Source organism: Actinoplanes utahensis (genome assembly GCF_016862455.1).
GTDB lineage: Bacteria > Actinomycetota > Actinomycetes > Mycobacteriales > Micromonosporaceae > Actinoplanes > Actinoplanes utahensis.
In genome coordinates, this window is sequence record NZ_BOMZ01000002.1 from 162,555 (window position 1) to 178,451 (window position 15,897).

General features: G+C 70.6%; 19 protein-coding genes. 8 read left to right on the forward strand and 11 right to left on the reverse strand.

Annotated features, from left to right (window positions below; translation table 11 throughout):
- Nucleotide 1: 1 nt before the first annotated feature.
- From Aut01nite_RS01200 to Aut01nite_RS01210, 4 genes are all read right to left on the reverse strand, one after another.
- Nucleotides 2-319 (reverse strand): DUF8820 family protein, encoded by a 318-nt coding sequence (locus Aut01nite_RS01200; RefSeq protein WP_043524916.1) that lies wholly within the window; start codon nt 317-319, stop codon nt 2-4.
- Between the two features lie 99 nt (nt 320-418).
- The gene (locus Aut01nite_RS01205; RefSeq protein ID WP_043524915.1) at nt 419-1,699 is read right to left on the reverse strand and encodes an ISL3 family transposase; all 1,281 of its coding nucleotides are present in this window, start codon (nt 1,697-1,699) and stop codon (nt 419-421) included.
- Between the two features lie 156 nt (nt 1,700-1,855).
- On the reverse strand, nt 1,856-1,981 hold the full coding sequence (locus Aut01nite_RS44180; RefSeq protein ID WP_268871706.1) for a hypothetical protein: 126 nt from the start codon (nt 1,979-1,981) through the stop codon (nt 1,856-1,858).
- 251 nt (nt 1,982-2,232) lie between these two features.
- Nucleotides 2,233-3,186 (reverse strand): hypothetical protein, encoded by a 954-nt coding sequence (locus Aut01nite_RS01210; protein WP_052163680.1) that lies wholly within the window; start codon nt 3,184-3,186, stop codon nt 2,233-2,235.
- Nucleotides 3,187-3,273: 87 nt separating this feature from the next.
- Between Aut01nite_RS01210 and Aut01nite_RS01215 the strand changes: the two genes are divergently transcribed.
- The gene (locus Aut01nite_RS01215; RefSeq protein WP_052163679.1) at nt 3,274-3,996 is read left to right on the forward strand and encodes a PP2C family protein-serine/threonine phosphatase; all 723 of its coding nucleotides are present in this window, start codon (nt 3,274-3,276) and stop codon (nt 3,994-3,996) included.
- 3 nt (nt 3,997-3,999) lie between these two features.
- Here the strand turns inward: Aut01nite_RS01215 and Aut01nite_RS01220 are convergent, their stop codons facing one another.
- Together Aut01nite_RS01220 and Aut01nite_RS01225 are read right to left on the reverse strand one after the other, a co-directional pair.
- The gene (locus Aut01nite_RS01220; protein ID WP_043524913.1) at nt 4,000-4,419 is read right to left on the reverse strand and encodes a hypothetical protein; all 420 of its coding nucleotides are present in this window, start codon (nt 4,417-4,419) and stop codon (nt 4,000-4,002) included.
- A 99-nt stretch (nt 4,420-4,518) separates the two neighbouring features.
- Complete coding sequence (locus Aut01nite_RS01225; RefSeq protein ID WP_236642688.1) at nt 4,519-4,788, reverse strand: hypothetical protein; 270 nt, start codon at nt 4,786-4,788, stop codon at nt 4,519-4,521.
- A gap of 99 nt (nt 4,789-4,887) precedes the next feature.
- On the opposite strand from Aut01nite_RS01225, the gene Aut01nite_RS01230 reads away from it, so the two are divergent.
- Together Aut01nite_RS01230 and Aut01nite_RS01235 are read left to right on the forward strand one after the other, a co-directional pair.
- Entirely contained in the window at nt 4,888-5,349 is a 462-nt protein-coding gene (locus Aut01nite_RS01230) for a DUF2243 domain-containing protein (RefSeq protein ID WP_043524911.1), read from the forward strand.
- Entirely contained in the window at nt 5,346-6,119 is a 774-nt protein-coding gene (locus Aut01nite_RS01235) for a cytochrome c oxidase assembly protein (RefSeq protein WP_236642687.1), read from the forward strand. Before Aut01nite_RS01230 ends, Aut01nite_RS01235 begins: the two co-directional genes overlap by 4 nt.
- On the opposite strand, the gene Aut01nite_RS01240 is transcribed toward Aut01nite_RS01235, so the two are convergent.
- Together Aut01nite_RS01240 and Aut01nite_RS01245 are read right to left on the reverse strand one after the other, a co-directional pair.
- Nucleotides 6,062-7,231 (reverse strand): zinc-dependent alcohol dehydrogenase, encoded by a 1,170-nt coding sequence (locus Aut01nite_RS01240; protein ID WP_043524910.1) that lies wholly within the window; start codon nt 7,229-7,231, stop codon nt 6,062-6,064. The genes Aut01nite_RS01235 and Aut01nite_RS01240 overlap by 58 nt on opposite strands.
- Nucleotides 7,228-7,632, reverse strand: a complete 405-nt coding sequence (locus Aut01nite_RS01245) for a hypothetical protein (protein ID WP_236642686.1) — start codon at nt 7,630-7,632, stop codon at nt 7,228-7,230. The genes Aut01nite_RS01240 and Aut01nite_RS01245 overlap by 4 nt, the downstream gene beginning before the upstream one ends.
- Nucleotides 7,633-7,701: 69 nt before the next feature.
- On the opposite strand from Aut01nite_RS01245, the gene Aut01nite_RS01250 reads away from it, so the two are divergent.
- The 3 genes from Aut01nite_RS01250 to Aut01nite_RS01260 are packed head-to-tail and all read left to right on the forward strand — an operon-like array spanning nt 7,702 to nt 10,340.
- Nucleotides 7,702-9,249 (forward strand): glycoside hydrolase family 43 protein, encoded by a 1,548-nt coding sequence (locus tag Aut01nite_RS01250; protein WP_052163678.1) that lies wholly within the window; start codon nt 7,702-7,704, stop codon nt 9,247-9,249.
- The gene (locus Aut01nite_RS01255; protein ID WP_201775507.1) at nt 9,246-9,842 is read left to right on the forward strand and encodes a nitroreductase family protein; all 597 of its coding nucleotides are present in this window, start codon (nt 9,246-9,248) and stop codon (nt 9,840-9,842) included. Before Aut01nite_RS01250 ends, Aut01nite_RS01255 begins: the two co-directional genes overlap by 4 nt.
- Nucleotides 9,843-9,875: 33 nt before the next feature.
- Complete coding sequence (locus Aut01nite_RS01260; RefSeq protein ID WP_043524907.1) at nt 9,876-10,340, forward strand: DivIVA domain-containing protein; 465 nt, start codon at nt 9,876-9,878, stop codon at nt 10,338-10,340.
- Nucleotides 10,341-10,380: 40 nt separating this feature from the next.
- Here the strand turns inward: Aut01nite_RS01260 and Aut01nite_RS43160 are convergent, their stop codons facing one another.
- Nucleotides 10,381-12,870 carry an MMPL family transporter gene (locus Aut01nite_RS43160; protein WP_052163677.1) on the reverse strand — a complete coding sequence of 830 codons (2,490 nt, stop codon included), beginning with the start codon at nt 12,868-12,870 and terminating at the stop codon, nt 10,381-10,383.
- Between the two features lie 250 nt (nt 12,871-13,120).
- On the opposite strand from Aut01nite_RS43160, the gene Aut01nite_RS01275 reads away from it, so the two are divergent.
- Nucleotides 13,121-14,311: a sensor histidine kinase gene (locus Aut01nite_RS01275; protein ID WP_201775506.1), complete on the forward strand. Its 1,191-nt coding sequence runs from the start codon at nt 13,121-13,123 to the stop codon at nt 14,309-14,311.
- Complete coding sequence (locus Aut01nite_RS01280) at nt 14,308-14,985, forward strand: response regulator (protein WP_043524905.1); 678 nt, start codon at nt 14,308-14,310, stop codon at nt 14,983-14,985. The genes Aut01nite_RS01275 and Aut01nite_RS01280 overlap by 4 nt, the downstream gene beginning before the upstream one ends.
- A gap of 70 nt (nt 14,986-15,055) precedes the next feature.
- On the opposite strand, the gene Aut01nite_RS01285 is transcribed toward Aut01nite_RS01280, so the two are convergent.
- Together Aut01nite_RS01285 and Aut01nite_RS01290 are read right to left on the reverse strand one after the other, a co-directional pair.
- Nucleotides 15,056-15,223: a hypothetical protein gene (locus tag Aut01nite_RS01285; RefSeq protein ID WP_161790632.1), complete on the reverse strand. Its 168-nt coding sequence runs from the start codon at nt 15,221-15,223 to the stop codon at nt 15,056-15,058.
- Nucleotides 15,224-15,241: 18 nt separating this feature from the next.
- Nucleotides 15,242-15,583: a cupin domain-containing protein gene (locus tag Aut01nite_RS01290; protein WP_043524903.1), complete on the reverse strand. Its 342-nt coding sequence runs from the start codon at nt 15,581-15,583 to the stop codon at nt 15,242-15,244.
- Between the last annotated feature and the right edge of the window lie 314 nt (nt 15,584-15,897).

Below are 15,897 nucleotides of genomic sequence, written 5' to 3' on the forward strand. Positions count from 1 at the left end.
CTCAGTCCGCGACCGGGCGGAACGCGCCCGGAATGTACTCCCGCTGGCGGACCACCCGGTAGTGGCCGGCGGGCAGCGGGATCGGCCCATGCTCCTCGTGGGAGACCCGGCCGTGCGCCAGCGCCTCGATGAACATCCGCTCCGGATCGTCGATGTCGGCGAGCAGCCGCAGCCCCGGCCCGGCGACCACGTGTGCGTGCCCGGTGGCCTCACCGCGGGCCAGCACCATCCGCCCGCGCCGGTCGCGGGGAACCGGCGCGCACACGGGCACCGACTCCTCCGGAACCGGGATGATCAACACATCGCCCTGACGGTACATCCGGCCTCCCCGAGCAACTCGTCTCTGTCGGAAGGGACGCTATCGCCGGGGTACGACATTTTCGGCTCTTGTGATTGATGTGTGGGTGGGTTCGGAGTTTCACGCTGGTAGTGATGGTCGGTGGCCGCCGAGGCTGAGCATGGCCAAGGCGATGATCGCTGTGGGTGTGCGGAAGCCGAATCCTCGGCGGATGATCAGTCGGATCTTGGTGTTGGTGGATTCGATCAAGGCGTTGGACAGCCGGTGGGTGATGGCGGCGATGATCGCGTCGCGGTCGCGGGTGATGCTGCGGGCGAGTTTGACGAACGGAGCCAGGCGGCAGCGGCGGGCCCAGCTGATCCACCGGTCCAGGGCCTCGATCGCTTCGGTGGGTGAGCGGTAAGCGATCGCGAACACGGTCCGCAGGCCTTCTTTCAGGGCCCAGCCTCGGTAGAGGGCCGGATGTGTCTTGGCGATCCAGGAGATCTGTTCGTGCCGGCGTTCGGTCAGGTCTTCGGGGTTCTTCCAGAGTGCCCAGCGGGCGTGTTCGAGGGCTTTGGTGTCGCCGGTCGGGCGGTGGTTGCGGTTGTTGGCGCGGCTGGTGCCGCGGGCCGCGCCGCGTGCGTGGTTCCAGGCGGCGCGGCGTAGTTCGTCGAGGGCGTCGGTGGCCCAGGCGACGACGTGGAACGCGTCGGCGCAGCGGATCGCTTGTGGGCAGTGCTGGGCGACGGCTTCGCGGATCCAGCCGGCGGCGTCGGAGCTGATGTGGGTGATGCGGACGCAGCGGTCGGGGCCGAGTCGGGTGAAGAACGCGGCGAGGGCGTTCTTGTCGGCGCCGGGTCCGGCCCAGACCAGGCGGCCGGTGTCGTGGTCGACGACGACGGTCAGATATTTGTGTCCTTTGCGGTAGGAGATTTCGTCGATGCCGATGCGGGTCAGGCCGTCGAGCAGGTCGACTTGGCGTTGGGTGTCGGCCCAGACCCGGCTGATCACGGCTCCGACGGTGCGCCAGGCGATCCGCATCAGCTGGGTGACGGCGGTTTTGGCGCAGGTGGTAGCGAGCCAGGCGACCTGTTGATCGAAGCCGAGGGTGTGGCCGGCGTGGTGTCGGGCCCACGGCACCGCGGCGACGACGATGCCGTGGTCGGGGCAGTTCACCCGGGGTGCGTCGGCTTCGACGTAGGCCATGAGCGTGCCGAGGTCCAGCGCTCGCCAGCGGCGTCGGCCTGCGCCTTGGTCATAGCCGGGGCAGCGGCAGCCGCAGATTCCGCAGCGGCGTCGGTAGCCGCGGGCCGGGCGGACCGAGGCGACGAGGGTGTCCTGGTCTTCGTGGAAGTCGACACGCTCGACGACGGCTTTCTGGAGTCCGAGCATCCGAGCCCATACCCTGGCATTACGCACGCCGTTGTACCGCTTTCTACCGTTCTGACCTTAGACAAGCCAGAACCTAAGCGGGACAACGGCGTGCACTGCTTGAACAGCCTGAAACCACCCACACAAGCGTCAGTAGAACCACATTTTCGCCGCCGGCCGGCGGTACGACGGGCCGCGACCGGTTCAGCGGACGTTGAGACGGGCGACGGAGACGACCTGACCGGCCCGGACGGTGACGAAGACGGGCTTCTGGGCGGCGTTGTCGGCGATCGTGGCGAACTCGCGGAAGCTCACCTCGCGGGTCGCCACGCGGGTACGCGGATCGGATCCGCGTCGTAGTCGAAGTACACCGGGCTCTTCTCGATCGGCAGGCTCACCTTGACGGCGCCGGCCAGCGCGACGACGGGGACGGCGCACCGGGGTGAGCCCGCCGGCAGCCGCAGCCGCCGGCAGTGGTCGTCACCGCTGAGGAACCGCGCCTCCGATATCGCCCGATGGTCCGAGGATCAGTGGGCCGCAGTGGATCCGCCACGACACGGAAACCACCCGGCCGGACCCGGTCATTTGCCCGGGCCTGCGCTCGGAATGATCTTGTCGTCCACGAAACCGGTGCTGAACGCGGTGATCATCGATGTGCTGTGCGGTCCTCCGGCGAACGGCGCCGCACCCGTCCGGGACAGCCGCCGCACGATCACACCGTCGTCGAACCCGTGCCCGGAGCAGCCGTCGTACCGCAGGAAGATCTCGCTGCCGCCGGTGCGCAGCACCATCGCCTCCTCGCCGTAGGCGACTTCCGGCAGACAGCTCCGCGGCCAGTCCGGTCCCCCGCCGGCGGGCGCCTGCACGATCTGCGCGAGGGCCTGCCCCGCCGCCGGTCCCTCCAGGCGCGACCCGGCGATCAGGAACGCGCCGGACGGGCCGAGTTCGTAGCGGCACAGCGACAGGGCGGTCACGTCCCGCAATGTGGCGACGTCGGTGGCCGGGAGCGGCCGCAGGTCCGGTTTCGCGCTGATCGGATGGGTGGCCGGGCATCCGTACGCGTCGGTCCGCACCCGGTGGACCGTCGCCGCGATCCGCCGGCGCAACTCCTTCTCCGCCTGAATCACCACTTCGACCCCGGCGATCCGGACGGTGGTCCGGTCCCCTCGATCCTCGACACCGTCCCGCTCCTCCGGCGGATCACCGAACGCGACGACGGTTCCGGTGTTCTCCAGCCGGTCCTCCCCGTCGCCGCAGGCGATCGCCGGTGTCACGGTGGGCCGCGCCACCACAGGCGGCTTGTCCGGCACGTCACTGCGCACGCACCACGCCTCGAGCCGGGTGCCGCGTCCCGCCCAGCCGAACTCGCCCGGCACCCCGACCTGCACCCCGCCGTACGACTCCCATCGCCAGCCGGACGGCAGCAGTTCCGACGACGACGAGGAGGGCGACGGGGCCTCCGGAGCGGCCGGCGCACCACATCCCGCAAGCATCAGCAGCACGAACACGGCGGCGATCGGTCGTACACCGTTCATGAGGAGTCCCCGTCCCATCGAAATGATCATTCCCCGATGAGACGCCGGATCCGCGGCGCACGGTTCCCGCTGGGAAGAATGAGGCGCATGAGAATCAGGACGGCACGGTGGGAGATCGGCGGGCGGCGGCTGACCGTGACCGCCGGCAGCGTGGTCGGCAACCGCTACCCGGACAACTTCGACGTGCTGCACCTCGACGAAGTCCGGCCGCTCGCGGTGGTCGCCGACGGGATGGGCGACGGCCCGGGCAGCACGGCCGCCGGGCGTACCACCGTGGCGGTCTTCATCCGGGAGGCCGCGACCGGACCGGCCGCCCTGCGTGCCGCGGTCGCCGCGGTCCAGGTCGCCGTGCGGGACGCGGGCCGGGCCCAGCCCGGTCTGACCGGTTGCACGCTCACCGCGTTCCTCGGCGGCGACGACGGCGACGCGTGGATCGTGCAGCTCGGTGACTCCCGCGCCTACCGGCTGCGCGACGGCTGCCTGGAACTGCTGACCAGCGATCACACCGCCGCCTGGCTGGGCATCCTCAACGGCTGGTACGCGGCGGACTCACGGGAGGCCTACTACGACAGGCACCGGTTGACCCGTTACGCCGGCCATCCCGGGATGCCCGAGCCGGATCTGCTCAACGTCGCCCTCCGGCCGGGCGATCGATTCCTGCTCTGCACGGACGGCGTCTCCGACCAGATCGACGACCGCGCACTGGCCCGGCTACTGGCCGACGGCACTCCGGTCGAGACCGTTCTTGATCAGACCCTCAGGACCGGCGGCGACGACAACGCCACCGCCGTCCTGATCCACGTCAGCTGACGCTCAGTCGCAGCGGGGGTAGGTCTCGCTCAGCGTGGCCTTGCAGTAGACGTTGCCACCGCCGGGAATCCGGATCCACTGCCCCTTCTTGATCTTGTTGTTGTTCCAGAAGAAGTCGTTGTAGTTGTACGTGAAGGCGTCCACGTCGACACTGTTGCCGCCCCGCAGCCCACCCGGTGCGAGGTCGTTCTGCGTGCACTTGTACGTCGTGGTGGTGGTTCCCCGCCACTGCGCGCACTTGTTCGGACCGGAGTTCCAGGTCTCGGTGGTCGTCATCTTGAACCGGGTGTTGTTGTTGACGCTCCCGCAGCCGACGTTGCCGGTACAACCCCCGGCCATGGCGCTCGACGGCGCAACGAACATCGACCCGGTGACCATCGTGACCGCTGCGGCCGCAAGGCCCGCGGCACGCCGGACGCTCATACGAGGCATCCGCCACTTCCCTTCCATGGTGCTTTCCGTTCCGGCCCACGACGTGGACCGAAAAGGATCATGGCAGGGCCTGTCAACTGCGCCGAGAGATCAAGGGCGGGGTGACGTACGGGTCCAGGAGCGCTCGCCGCGTCTGGAGGTGGCGGCGACACAGCGGGGACAGATGTAGCCGATCCGGTCCTCGGCGGTGATCACGTCGGTGGCCTTGAAGTCGAAGGGGACGTGCGGGAACCGGCGCAGCCGGGTGCGGCTGAGCGCCAGCCCGCAGAGTGTCTGATTCATGCCGGGTGTCCAGGCGTGCACCTCTCCCCCGGGCCGGCGGATGCCGTCGTCGCCGGTGTATTCACTCGACGCCGCCACCGATGCTGCTCTCGCTCGTGCCATGTCCGCCGGATTCCCGCCGCGGCGCCGCCTACACCTCGGCGTTTCGTCGATGCATCGCCGGGTAGGCGGGGTGCCGTGACCTCAACAGAAACCCGGACCACCACGCTCACCCTGCCGGGAATCGTGCTCGGCGTCGGCCTGGGCGGCTTCCTCGACGGCATCCTGCTGCACCAGGTCCTGCAGTGGCATCACCTGCTGACCAGCGAATACCCGGTCGACACGGTCGACGGGCTGAAGATGAACACGCTCGGCGACGGACTGTTCCACACCGTCACCTGGCTGGCGGTGCTCGCCGGGATCGGCCTGCTGTACTCGCGGGTGACCTCCGACCGCGGCCGGGTGTGGCGCTCCCGGGAGCTGTGGGGCTGGATGCTCGCCGGCTGGGGCCTGTTCAACCTGGTCGAAGGGCTGATCGACCACCACCTGCTCGGCATCCACCACGTGCACGGCGGCCCGCGTCAGCTGCTGTGGGATCTCGGGTTCCTGGCGCTGGGGGCGGTGCTGGTCGTGGTCGGCTGGCTGGTGCAGCGGCGGTGACGCACACGCACCATCCGGACGGCGGGCTCCTGCTGCTCGCCGTCTTCGCCGCGGCCGTCGGCTACGAGGTGCTGGCCACGGTCTGTCCCGGCTGGTCGCGGTGGCGGACCATCTCGTTCCTGACCGGGCTCGCGTTGCTGGCCGCCGGGCTGACCATGCCCGGCGGCGACTTCCGCGCGCACATGCTGCAACATCTGCTGATCGGGATGCTGGCGCCGCTGGCGCTGGTGCTGGGCGCCCCGGTGACGCTGTTGCTGCGGACGATCCCGCGCCCCGCCGGGCGGGCCGTCGGGCGGGTGCTGCGCAGCCGGTTCGTGCACGTGCTCGCGCATCCGGCGGTCGCGCTGACGCTGAACCTGGGCGGGATCGCCCTGCTCTACCTCACCCCGCTGTACACGGCGACGACCCGCGACCCGGGCCTGCACCTGCTGGTCCACGTGCACTTCCTGCTGTCCGGCTACCTGTTCGCGTGGGTGGTGGCCGGCCCGGATCCGGCGCCGCGTCGTCCACCCGTACCGCGAAGGCTGTTGATCCTCGGGGTGGCCGTCGCCTTTCACGCCGTGTTCTCGCAGCTCATGTACGCCGGAATCGGCGTGGACCTGCCGGTTCCGGCAGAGCAGCGGCGGGGCGGCGCCGAGCTGATGTACTACGGCGGTGACATCGCCGAACTACTGCTCGCCGCCGCCCTCGTCGCGGGCTGGCGCCCGTCGCGTCAGGGGACGAAGAGGGCACGGACGCAGCCGTCCTCCTTCTCCTTGAACATCTTGTAGCCCTTCGGGGCGTCGTCGAGCGGCATCACGTGCGTGGCCAGGTGCTCGGTGACCAGCTCACCCTTGGCCATCCGCTCCAGCAGCATCGGGATGTAACGCTGACCGTGCATCTGCGCGCCCCGTACCGTCAGGCCCTTGTTCATCAGCGCACCCAGCGGGAACTTGTCGACGAACCCGGCGTAGACGCCCAGCACGAACACCGAACCACCCTTGCGCGCCGCGTGGATCGCGTCACGGACCGCGACCGGCCGGTCGGTCTGCAGCCGCAGCTGCTGCTTGAGCTGGTCGTAACCGAACTGCACGCCCGGCGAGTGCGCCTCCATGCCGACCGCCTCGATGCACACGTCCGGCCCCCGGCCGCCGCTACGTTCGCGCAGCTCACCGGCGATGTCGTCGCTCTCGTAGTTCAACGTCTCGGCGCCGGTGTGCTGCCGCACCTGGGCGAGGCGGTTCTCCAAGCGGTCGATGACGATCACCCGGTCGGCGCCGAGCAGTTCCGCGGCGCGGGCGGCCATCTGACCGACCGCGCCGGCGCCCCACACCGCGACCACGTCGCCGGGCTGCACCCCACCGAGATCGGCGCCCATCCAGCCGGTCGAGGCGGAGTCGGAAGCGAAGATGGCGCGCTCGTCGCTGACCCCGTCGGGCACGGTGAACGCGCCCACGTCGGCGAACGGCACCCGGATGTACTCGGCGTGACTGCCGGCGTTGCCGCCCATCGCGTGCGAATACCCGAAGCAGCCGCTCGGCGCCTGCCCCCAGAGGGTCTCGGTGATCGCGGGGTTGGTGTTGCCGTTGTCGCAGAGGGAGAACAGGCGCTGGTCGCAGTACCAGCAGTTACCGCACGAGATGAACGACGACACCACCACCCGGTCACCGACCCGGTGCCGGCGCACGTCCGGGCCCACCTCGACGACCTCGCCGAGGAACTCGTGGCCCAGCACGTCACCCTTCTCCATGAACGGGATGTAACCCCCGATCAGGTGCAGGTCGGACCCGCAGGTGACGGTCTTCGTGACCTTCACGATGATGTCGCCCGGGTTGCGCAACTCCGGATCCGGGACGGTGCCGACGGCGAGTTTGTTCACACCCTGCCACTGGAGCGCCTTCACAGCAGACCCCCCTCACGGCCGTGCTGGGTCACCGTCTGCAACGGACGGTTGAGCAGCGTCGGTGTGGTCGCCGGCGGGCCGGACGGCAGCAGCACGTCACCGGCCTCCAGCAGCGAACGGGTCTCCCGCAGCGCGCGCCGAACCTCACCGTCGGTGACCTCGGAGCCGTCGGGGATCCGGACGGCGATCTCGGTCCCGCGGCCGCCGGGCGCCGCCGCCAGCCGGATCTCCACCCGGTCGGCGATCTCCTTCAGCGAGCCCGGGAGCTGCGTGACCTCCAGTTCGGACAGCGGCCGATACACCGTGATCACATGTCGCTGGCGTGTCGTCGGGCGGCCGCTGCGCTTCGCGGCCACCGCGGCAGCGGCGCCGGCGGCGAGCGGCCCGACGATCAAAAGCATTTTTCCGGTACGTCCCATGGCTGCCAGATACCACGACCGACCGCCGCTAAACGGTTATCGTCATGATCGATGAACGCCGAGAACACAGTGCCGGTGATCGCCGGCTTCTTCCCCGACCCGTCCATCTGCCGGTCCGGCGACGACTACTACGTGGTCTGCTCCAGCTTCGAGTACGCGCCAGGCGTGCCGATCTTCCACAGCCGTGACCTGTACCGGTGGGAACAGATCGGCAACGTGCTCGCCGGCCCGGTCGCGCCCCGGCCGTCCCAGGGCGTCTACGCGCCGACGATCCGGTACCACGACGGCCGGTTCTGGATGATCACCACCGATGTCGGCCTGCTGCGCGACGGTCACCTGATCACCCACGCCGAACGGCCGGAAGGCCCGTGGAGCGAGCCGGTGCACGTGGCCGGCACCCTCGGCATCGACCCGGACCTGGCCTGGGACGACGACGGCAACTGCTATCTGACGTACGCGTCGTTCCAGGAGGGCGGCGGCATCGTGCAGCTCCGGGTCGACCCGGAGACCGGCACGGCGCTGAGCGACACCTACCTGGTGTGGCGGGGCACCGACATGCAGAACACCGAGGCGCCGCACCTCTACCAGGTCGACGGATACTGGTACCTGCTGGTCGCGGAGGGCGGCACCGAACGCGGGCACGCCGTCACGATCGCCCGCGGTCCCGCACCGCAGGGGCCGTTCGAGGGCTGCCCGGCGAACCCGATCCTGTCGCATCGCAGCACCGGTCACCCGGTGCAGAACACCGGGCACGCCGATCTGGTGCGATCCGCCGACGGGTCCTGGTTCGCGGTCCTCCTGGGGGTACGGCCGCGCGGCTTCACACCGGGATACCACGTCAACGGGCGGGAGACGTTCCTGGCCCGGGTCGAATGGCGGGACGGCTGGCCGGTGTTCCTCGACCCGGAACCGGCGGTGACGCCTGCCGACCACTCGTTCACCGACGACTTCACCGGGCCGGCGCTTCACCCACGGTGGGTGTCCCCCGGCGACGGCCTTCTGTGTGTACGGGCACGCGACGCGTACTGGACCGCCGAGGCGACGGTCGACCGCACCGCCTTGCCGTCGCGTCTGGTGCTGCGCCTCGACGACCGCCACTGGTACGGCCTGACCCTCGACACGACCCCTGCCGACGTCGGCACGTCCCGGCCCGCCGCCTCCGACATCGCCGCCGGTGAGATCGCTGCGGCCGACATCAACGCGGGCAGGACCGCTGCTCCTGGCGTCGCCACCCCGAAGGCCGCGGCGGCCGACATCGCCGCCGGGGAGGTCGCTGCTCGCGGCGCCGATGCCGGCCATGTCGCCGCCGGGCGCGTCGATGCCGTGGCCCGGATCGGTGACCTGGAACAGGTCACCGGCTCCGTGCGGGTCACCGGCGACACCGTCACGCTGCGGATATCGGCGGTAGAGCACGCGAACGCGAGCGAGCCGAACGTGTCCGCCGGCCCCGACCAGATCGTGTTGTCCGCCGACGGCATCGAACTGGCCCGGCTCGACGGCCGTTACCTGTCGACCGAAGTGGCGGGCGGATTCACCGGCCGAGTCATCGGAGTGGCCGGGGCACGACGTTTCTCGTACACCACGGAAGGCCCACAGTGACCGAATTCAGTCAGGTTCTCCGCGGTCGGCGGATGGTCCGCAACTACGCCGACACGCCGGTGCCCCGCGAGGTGCTGGAACGGATCGTCAAGGTGGTGCACCGGGCGCCCAGCGCCGGCTTCAGCCAGGGTCACCGCATCGTCGTCGTCACCGATCCGGTCAAACGCGCCGAACTGGCCGCCGTCGCCGAACCCTGGTACCTGGAACGCGGCTTCCACCCCTGGATCTCGCAGGCCCCGGTGCAACTGGTGATCGGGATCCGGGAGGCGTCCTACCACGAGCGCTACACCGAGGCCGACAAGGTCGAAGGCGGCGAGGAGATCCCGTGGCCGGTGCCGTTCTGGTGGTTCGACTCCGGCGCCCTGTTTGCTCTGCTTCAGCTCGCCGTCGCCAACGAGGGCCTGGCCAGCGGTTTCTACAGCCCCGCGATCCCGGAGGAGCTGACCACCCTGTCCACGATCGCCGGTCTGCCCGACGACGTGGCCCTAGCCGGCGTGCTGACCGTCGGCTATCCCGCTGACGACCCGGCCGTCCCGACCGCCAAGCTCGCCGCCCGCCGCAAACCCATCGACGAACTGGTCAGCTGGCTCTGACACGCATGGACCGGGCTCGTTACCGTGACAGCCATGCCGGGGGATGCCTTCGAGATCGCACTGCGCGGTTACGACAGGTTTCAGGTGGACCGTGTTCTCGCCCGGGCCGACGCGGCGCTCGCCTCCTCCGACGAGGAGCTCCGGTCCGCCACGCGCGAGCTGCTGAAGGAGGACTTCACGATCGTCCTGCGCGGCTATGATCGCGCCTCTGTCCATGCCGCCGTCCAGCAACGTCTGACCGCGCTGGGACCGGATCCCGCCGAGCGGCCGCACAACCCCGGTCCGGCACCGTTCCGCGTGGTGGGGCGCGGTTACGACCGGGCCCGGGTGGACGCCGCGCTCGCACGGGCCGAAGCGGCGACCCACTCCGACGACGCGGCCACTCGTTACACGGCCCGCAAAGCGCTGCGCGCCGCCGACTTCCCGATCCGCCTCCGCGGCTACGACCGCGCTGAGGTCGATCGTGCCGTGGCGGAAGCCGTGCATCGACTCTCCTGAGCCTCCGAGTCCTTTGGTCATCCCCCTCGCGATGCACGCCTCATCGGTGTTCCAGCGCGAGCCGGGGCAGCCGGCGGGCCAGGGCTGGCGGAAGCCACCAGGCGCGGGCGCCGAAGAGGTGCATGACGGCCGGAAGTAGCAGGCATCGGATGATCACGGCGTCGATCAGGACCGCGACGGCCAGGCCGAGGCCGAACTGCTGGAGCATCCGGTCCGGGAAGAGCAGGAACGAGCCGAAGACCACGATCATGATGGCGGCGGCGGCCGTGACGACGCGGCCGGTGGTGGCCAGGCCCTCGCGGACGGCGTGAGCGGCGTCGCGGGTGCGTTCCCACTCCTCGTGCATGCGGGCGAGCAGGAAGACCTCGTAGTCCATCGACAGACCGAAGACGATCGCGAAGATCATCACGGGGACGAAGGCCTCGATCGGGCCGGCCGCCACGCCGAACGCGCCGTTCTGGAACACCAGGATCATCACGCCCAGGGCCGCCCCGACGCTGAGCAGGTTGAGCAGAGCGGCCTTCACCGGGATCACGATCGACCGGAACAGGACGAGCAACAGCAGCGCGGACAGACCGACAACGACGGCGACGAACAACGGCAGCCGACTGGCGAATGCCTCGGACACGTCGACGACGGCCGCGGTCGGGCCGCCGACCAGCACGGTGACACCGTTGTCACGGGCGACCGGCACCAGCACATCGTTCCGGAGGGTCGCGACGAGCTCGCTGGTCGCCTCGTCCTGCGGCGCCGACGCCGGAAAGGCGATGACCGTCGCGACATCGCCGCCGGGGGCTGGAATCGGTGGCGTGGCAGAGGCGATTCCGGGGGTGCTGAGCAGCACCTGCCGGACTGCTCCGGCCGCCGCCTCAGCCGAACCGCCTCCCGGTGTAGCCAGGCCACCGGTCGAAGCCGGGCCGCCGGTAGGCGAAGCTCCGCCGCCAGACGAAGCCGGACCGCCAGGCGAAACCCCGCCAGGCGAAACCCCGCCAGGCGAAGTCCCGCCAGGCGTAGGCCCGCTGGATGTAGCCCCGCCCGGCGTAGCTGGCGTGCCGCTGGCGTCGACGACGATCACTAGGGGGCCGTTCACGCCGGGGCCGAACCCGGTGGCGAGTAGGTCGTACGCGCGGGTGCTCGTCTTCGTCTCCGCATCGGTGCCCGCGTCGGCGAAGCCGAGCCGCATGTCGAGGACCGGCGCACAGAGCGCTCCCAAGAAGATCAGCGGCAGCAGTGCCGCCGGCCAGGGACGACGCGCGACCGCATCACTCCACCGGCGCCACCAACTGCCTTCTCCGCCCCGCGTCGACTCGGGGGCACTGCGGGAGGCACGGTCGCGGCGGCGGGTCATGGTGCGTTCCAGGCGCGGGCCGACGAGGCTGAGCAGGGCTGGGAGCAGCACCAGGGCGGCGAGCATGGTCACGAGAACGGTGACGGCCAGGGCCACGGCGACACCCTGGAGAGCACCGAGACCGATAAGGATCAGACCGAGCAAGGCGATGATGACGGTCGTCCCGGCGAAGAAGACAGTACGGCCGGCGGTGTCCAGGGCGGTTCGGATCGCCGACTCCCGGTCGGCTCCGGCGGCGAGCTCGCCACGGAAGCGGGACAGGACCAGCAGCGCGTAGTCGATGCCCACACCGAGGCCGACCAGCACCACCAGCGGGGTGGTGAAGTCGGCGACCGTCGCCACATGCGAGGCGAGCGCGACCAGCCCGATCGCGGTGCCCACCGCGAACACCGCGATCACGATCGGCAGGCTCGCCGCCAGCAAGGACCCGAAGAGCAGGACCAGCACGATCAGCGCGGCAAGCAGCCCGGCGCCTTCGGCGGGCCCACCCCCGCTCTCCTCCGCGGTCCGCACCGCGTCGCCGCCGACCTCGACGGTGAGACCGCCGCCGACGGCTTTGTCGCCCGGCGCACCGCTGCCGGTCTGGCCGGTGGAACCGCCTGGGCCGACCGAACCGGTAGGGCTGGCCGCGCCGGCCGAAGTGGCGGAGTGGCCGGTCCCGGCAGAGCCGGTGGAAAGGGCGGCCGAGCGTGCCGTTTCGATGATCGTGCGGATGTCGGGGGACGGGATCTGCTCGCCGGTGGCGTCCAGGGCCACCGAGGCATATCCGATGGTGCCGTCGGCGGAGATCGCCGTCGGTGGCGCGCCACCCGATGGGTAGGGGCTGACCACCTCGACCACATGTGGCAGGCCGCGGACCTCGGCAAGCATCGCCTCGACCGTCGCGCGGGTGGCCGGCTGAGCGAGGCCGCCGGGATCGCGGACCACGATCTGCAGGGTCTCCCCCGCCCGGGTCGGCGCCCGCTCGCTGAGCAGGTCCTGCGCCGCCTGGGACTCCGCGCCGGGCAGGGTGAAGTCGTTGCGGAAGTCGGTGCCGGCCAGGCCCGAACCGGTGGTGGCGGCGGCCAGCACGACCACCCAGAGGAGCAACGCGGTCCAGCGGTGCCGCCCGGACCAGCCGGCCAACCGCTCGAACACACTGCCCCGCGTCTTTCCGGTCAGGGATTCAGCCGTTCTGGTCATCGGATTCCTTCCGTGGTGACCTCCCGGCCCGGTCGCGGGGAGGAACGGAACTCCTCACCGTTTCAGCCGATCCCGCCGAAGCGGACCGGCGTCACATGAGCGCCGGAGGAGTACGGAAAGCGACGCTATGGAGGGCGGGCGCCCCGCCGAAACCTCCCAGGGTGGGCTCCGCACGTACCCCCACAGGGGGATATCGGATGCTCCCGCTGAGGGATCCGCCGGACCGTCCCGCGCCCGTACGCTGGCTCCCGTGGCAGCGAAGATGAGTGCACGGGGACAGGCCGTGGTCGATGTCGCGGTCGCGCTGGCCGCGATGATCTTCACGATCGCGATGCTGGATGAGGGCGGTCTCGGCTCCTCCGAGCCGGGTTTCCACACCCTCGACGAGGCGGGGCTGGCGCTGGCGATCCTGTCGACGGCGCCGCTGGTGGCCGTGCGCCGGTTTCCGGGGCTGGTCTGGGGTGTCACCGCGACGGCATCGCTGGCGCTGGTCGCCGGGGGTTACGGTCTGGACGTCCCACCCGGCCCACTAATCGCCACCTACACCCTCGCCGAGGCGGTCGGTGGTGGGGCGACACCGCGGCGGCAGCTGGTGGCCGGGTTGAGCGTGGTGGCATACGTTCCGGTGTCGATGGTCATCATGGCCGGCGACGGGAAATCGCTGACCGGGATGTCGTCCGGGCTGTTCGCCTGGGTGGCGATGTTCTCGTTGGTCTGGCTCGCCGGGGACCGCAGCCGGCTGCGGCGGGAGCGGATCGCCGAGTTGGAGGTGACCGCGCGACTACGGGAGACCGACGTGGCCCGGCAGCGCCGGCTCGCCGCCGCCGAGGAGCGCACCCGGATCGCCCGTGAGCTGCACGACTCGGCAGGCCACGCGATCAACGTGATCCTGGTGCAGGCAGGCGCGGCACGGTTGCTGCACGAGCGGGACCCCGAGCAGTCACGGCGGGCGATCGCGACGATCGAGGATGTCGCGCACGCCACGATCGAGGACATCGACCGCCTGGTCAAGGCGCTGCGGAACGGATCCGAGGCGGATCAGCCGGCGCCTGCCGGGACGGACGCGCTGGAGGAGCTGGTGGATCGGCACCGGTTGAGCGGCCTGGCGGTGTCGGCGACGTTCGACGGCGCGCCACGCGGGCTGCCCAGCGGGGTCGCCTGGGCGGCGTATCGGATTCTGCAGGAGGCGCTGACCAACGCGGCCCGGCACGGTTCAGGGTCCGCGGAGGTGCGGATGGCGTATGGTTCCGCCGCCGTCGACATCGAGGTGAGCAATCCGGTCGGCGACGGTGGCCGGCCAGGGAGCGGTCTGGGGATCGTCGGCATGCGGGAGCGGGCGGCGTTGCTGGACGGCCGTCTCGACGCCGACACCGACGCTGAGGATGGGGTGTTCCGGCTGCGGGCCCGCCTGCCGTATGCCGCGGCGGGAGCCCTGGCATGACCGGGCAGCCGCTGCGCGTGCTGATCGTCGACGACGACGATCTGATGCGGGCCGGGCTGCGGGCGGTGCTCTCCAGCGACGACACCATCATCGTGATCGGGGAGGCTGCTGACGGGCGGGAGGCGGTGGAGCTGGCCCGGCGTGTGGCGCCGGACGTGGTGCTGATGGACGTGCGGATGCCGCAACTGGACGGCGTCACCGCGACCCGGCAACTGGCCGCCGCCGCGCCGGACGTGCGGGTGCTTATCCTGACGACGTTCGAGGACGACGACTACATCTTCGGGGCGCTGACCGCGGGCGCGTCCGGGTTCCTGCTCAAGCGGACCCGGCCGGAGCAGTTGATCGAGGCGATTCACACGGTTGCGGCGGGTGACTCGCTGTTGTCACCGTCGGTGACCCGTACCGTGATCGATCGGATGGCCTCCGCCGCCCCGCCCGACCCGACGGCCGCCGAGCAGCGTCTCCGCGAGCTGACCGCCCGCGAACGCGACGTGCTGCGGCTGGTGGCGCGCGGCCGGTCGAACCTGGAGATCGCCGGGGACCTCTTCGTCGAGGAGTCGACCGTCAAGACCCACATGAAGCGGATCCTGGGCAAACTCAAGCTTCGCGACCGGGCCCAGGCGGTGATCGTGGCCTACGAGACCGGCCTGGTCCGCCCGGGCACCGCGAGTTGACGCTCGATCGGCCGGCTCGGGCACCGCGCGCAGGCTCCACTCGGCCCGCCTGGGCACCGCGCGCTGCCGCTCAGTCGGCCGGCTCGGGAACCGCGCCGTCGTCGGTCTTGACGTCGTCGGGCCGATCACGGTCGGTCGTCGTCTTGTTCTCGTCGTCCTCACGGTGGGGCACGTCCTGGAGATCGATCGGCCGCCCGAATTCGGGTTGTCCGGCCGATTCGACTGGGCTGTTCGTCATACCTCTCGGGTACCCGTCCTAGCTCGGAGCATGCGGTTTGGCGACCGTCAGGAGCACGACGCTGTCCTCGATCGCTTCGAGGGCGTGCCGGGCGTCCGGGATCACCAGCAGGTCATCGGTGGTCCCGTCGACGATCTCCGAACCGGTGATCAACCGGACGTGACCTTGCAGAACGTGCAGGGTGGCCTCGCCGGGACTCTCATGCTCGTCCAGTCCGTGACCGCCGGCCAGGGCGATCAGCGTCTGGCGCAGGACGGCATCGTGCCCACCGTGCACCGTGTGCGCGCTGCGTCCCGAGCCTGCCTGCCGGGCGATGTCGAGCTGCTGCCCGGCGAGGACAGCGAGTGAGTTCGTCTGCATGGCGATCCCTTCCTACGGCGGTCCGAGGCCCGGTCGGCCCGGTGCGGGCAGGCCGGCCGGGTGCGAGCCGGTCGGCCGGGTGCGAGCCGGTCGGCCGGGTGCTAGCCAGTCAGCCTGATGCGAGCCGGTCGGACTGGTGCAAGTCAGTCAGGCCGACGCAAGCCGTTCAGGCCGGTCAGTCCGGCAACCCATTCAGTCCAATTCAGCTGGTCATTCCGCTCAGGCCGCTGCAAGCCGGTCGGCCCGCTGCAAGCCGGTCGGCCCGCTGCAAGCCGGTCGGCCCGCTGCAAGCCGGTCGGCCCGCTGCAAGCCGG

Excerpts from the sequence above, each read along its gene's own strand:
- Aut01nite_RS01200 (WP_043524916.1), bottom strand. The coding sequence starts at position 319 with ATGTACCGTCAGGGCGATGTGTTGATCATCCCGGTTCCGGAGGAGTCG.
- Aut01nite_RS01210 (WP_052163680.1), bottom strand. The coding sequence starts at position 3,186 with ATGAACGGTGTACGACCGATCGCCGCCGTGTTCGTGCTGCTGATGCTT.
- Aut01nite_RS01215 (WP_052163679.1), top strand. The coding sequence starts at position 3,274 with ATGAGAATCAGGACGGCACGGTGGGAGATCGGCGGGCGGCGGCTGACC.
- Aut01nite_RS01220 (WP_043524913.1), bottom strand. The coding sequence starts at position 4,419 with ATGAGCGTCCGGCGTGCCGCGGGCCTTGCGGCCGCAGCGGTCACGATG.
- Aut01nite_RS01245 (WP_236642686.1), bottom strand. The coding sequence starts at position 7,632 with ATGCTTTTGATCGTCGGGCCGCTCGCCGCCGGCGCCGCTGCCGCGGTG.
- Aut01nite_RS01250 (WP_052163678.1), top strand. The coding sequence starts at position 7,702 with ATGAACGCCGAGAACACAGTGCCGGTGATCGCCGGCTTCTTCCCCGAC.
- Aut01nite_RS01260 (WP_043524907.1), top strand. The coding sequence starts at position 9,876 with ATGCCGGGGGATGCCTTCGAGATCGCACTGCGCGGTTACGACAGGTTT.
- Aut01nite_RS43160 (WP_052163677.1), bottom strand. The coding sequence starts at position 12,870 with ATGACCAGAACGGCTGAATCCCTGACCGGAAAGACGCGGGGCAGTGTG.
- Aut01nite_RS01280 (WP_043524905.1), top strand. The coding sequence starts at position 14,308 with ATGACCGGGCAGCCGCTGCGCGTGCTGATCGTCGACGACGACGATCTG.
- Aut01nite_RS01285 (WP_161790632.1), bottom strand. The coding sequence starts at position 15,223 with ATGACGAACAGCCCAGTCGAATCGGCCGGACAACCCGAATTCGGGCGG.
- Aut01nite_RS01290 (WP_043524903.1), bottom strand. The coding sequence starts at position 15,583 with ATGCAGACGAACTCACTCGCTGTCCTCGCCGGGCAGCAGCTCGACATC.